This window comes from Dietzia sp. SYD-A1 (assembly GCF_015356725.1).
Taxonomy (GTDB): Bacteria; Actinomycetota; Actinomycetes; order Mycobacteriales; family Mycobacteriaceae; genus Dietzia.
The window spans coordinates 1-2,306 of record NZ_JADDKI010000142.1 but is presented as its reverse complement, the minus strand read 5'-3'; the positions used below and the strand labels follow the sequence as shown (position 1 = coordinate 2,306).

The 2,306-nt window shown below is 71.1% G+C and carries 3 protein-coding genes; 2 read left to right on the top strand and 1 reads right to left on the bottom strand.

All coding sequences use genetic code 11. The features are described 5' to 3' along the window. Both IY392_RS06685 and IY392_RS06680 read left to right on the top strand, forming a co-directional pair. Positions 1–593 (top strand): hypothetical protein (locus tag IY392_RS06685; protein WP_194860819.1); only part of this gene is annotated, 593 nt, incomplete at its 5' end. An 8-nt stretch (positions 594–601) separates the two neighbouring features. Beyond that, a complete protein-coding gene (locus IY392_RS06680; RefSeq protein WP_107755965.1) occupies positions 602–1,918 on the top strand; it encodes an AarF/ABC1/UbiB kinase family protein in 1,317 nt (438 codons plus the stop codon). Positions 1,919–1,939: 21 nt separating this feature from the next. Here IY392_RS06680 and IY392_RS06675 read toward each other — a convergent pair. Further along, positions 1,940–2,306: HRDC domain-containing protein (locus IY392_RS06675; protein WP_194860818.1), on the bottom strand; the 367-nt coding region annotated here is incomplete at its 5' end.

Sequence of the window (2,306 nt, the reverse complement as noted above, 5' to 3'; positions counted from 1 at the left end):
CGCCCGCCGTCCGGCAGATCCACATCCTCGGCAGGGGACAGGTATCGGAAGTACTGCGCGGACCGCTGTCGGTCAACGGCTGCCGGGTCACGACCAGCTCCGACCCCGGTCTGGCCTTCGACCCCGACCGCCCGCCCTGGCACCGGCGCGGTCCGGTACCGGACCTGGTGGTCCTCACCGGCTCCGTGGCGGCGGATCCGGTGGTGGTCTCCGCGCTCACCCGGACCGGCCAGTCCCATCTCCACGTGCACACCCGTGACGGACGAGTGGTGGTGGGCCCCACCGTCATCCCCGGACTCACCCCGTGTCTACGCTGCGTCGACCTGTTCCGTGCCGGGCGCGATCCGCGGTGGCCGTACGTGGCCGCGCAGCTCGTGGGCCGGTCCCCCGCTGCCGGTGTTCCCGCGCTCACCGCGGCCGCCGCGCTCGTCCTGGCCGAGGTCGCCGCCAGTCGCGTAGCGGACCACCCCCTCCAGACCGTCGGCGCATCCGTCGAGATCAGCCCTGCAGAAGGGCTGTGGAGGAGACTCGAGTGGCCGGCCTCCGAGCGCTGCACCTGCGGCGCGGCGACACAGGGGCATCCTCTGTCATGATTGGAAGCGTGCCCGAACTCCCCCGTACCTCATCCCGCCGAGCAGCTCGCCTCGCAGGCCTGCCCCTGGGAATCGCCGGACGAGCCGCGGGGTCCCTGGGGCGTCGTGCCCTGGGCAGAAGCGATGGTGTATTGACCGAGGAGCTCGCCGACCAGGCGGCCGACCAGGTCTTCGCCGTTCTCGGAGAGCTCAAGGGCGGGGCCATGAAGGTGGGACAGGCCCTCAGTGTGTTCGAGGCCGGAATGCCCGACAAGTACGCCGGGCCGTTCCGCGAGGCGCTCACCAAGCTCCAGGCGGAGGCGCCACCACTTCCCCCCGCGGAGGTGGAGAGGGTCCTCGACACCCAGCTCGGACTGCGGTGGCGGGAGCGGTTCGCGGAGTTCAACACCTCCGCGGCCGCCGCGGCCTCGATCGGTCAGGTCCACCGCGCGGTCTGGTCGGACGGCCGGGAGGTGGCGGTCAAGGTGCAGTACCCCGGGGCCGACGAGGCGCTGCGATCTGATCTGCGTCAACTCCGACGGCTCGCCCCACTCCTGCGACCCCTCACCCCCGGCACCGACGTCAAGGGGGTCATCGACGAGTTGTACGACAGCGCCGTGGCCGAACTCGACTACCGGGGTGAGGCCGACACGCAGCGGGTGTTCGCCGCCGCGTTCCGCGACGATCCGCTGATCCGCGTGCCCGCCGTCCTCGCGTCCGCCCCGAAGGTCCTGGTCACCGAGTGGGCGGAGGGGCGCACGCTCGGCCGGATCGCCGCGAGCGGCACGCAGGACGAGCGCGACCGTGCCGGAGAGCTGCTGACGGAGTTCCAGTTCTGCTCCCCCACCCGCGCCCGGATGATGCACGGGGATCCGCACCCCGGCAACTTCCTTCTCGCCGACGACGGGCGGATGGTGGTGTTGGACTTCGGTGCGTCGCTGCCCCTGCCGGAGGGCATGCCCGCGGCCCTCACCTCGATGATGCGGCTCGCTCTGGCCGGGGAGGCAGACGAGTTGGTCGCCTTGATGGCGCGGTCAGGGTACGTGGGAAGGGGCGGCGTGGAGCCCGAGGACGCGATGTCCTTCCTCGACCCCTTCATCGAACCGATGCGCACTGCCGAGTTCCACTTCGACCGCAAGTGGTTGCAGGGGATCATGGCCGTCTACGGGGACGTCTCCGGCCGGGAGTTCCGGACCTCGCGGTCGTTCACACTGCCCCGCGACTACGTCCTGATCCATCGCGTGCTCTCGGCGTCGGTCGGCATGCTGTGCCAACTCGAGGCCACCGCGCCCTACCGGGAGATCGTCCACCGCTGGATGCCAGAGATCTTCCCCGACGAGGAGTGACCCGCACCGGATCGTCCCGGTTCAGCCCTCCCGCACCAGACGCAGGACCTCGTCGCCGTACTCGCCGAGTTTGTGGGCCCCGATCCCGCCGATGCGCCCCAACGATCTGGTGTCCGCGGGGCGCTCGCGAGCGATCTGCACGAGCGTGTCGTTGGTGAACACCGTGTACGCCGGTTTGCCGATGCGTTCCGAGGTCTCCCTACGCCAGTCCCGTAGCCGCTCGAACAACCCGGTGTCGACCTCGACCGAGCAGTCCGGACACGATCCCAGCGCCCGGTGCATCGACCCGGTGAGCCGCTCCCCGCAACCACGACACCGCCCCTTGTCCGCCGAGTCGGTCACCTGACGGGCGCCGGCGGGCGCCGGTGCCGGGCGCACCGGGTCGAGG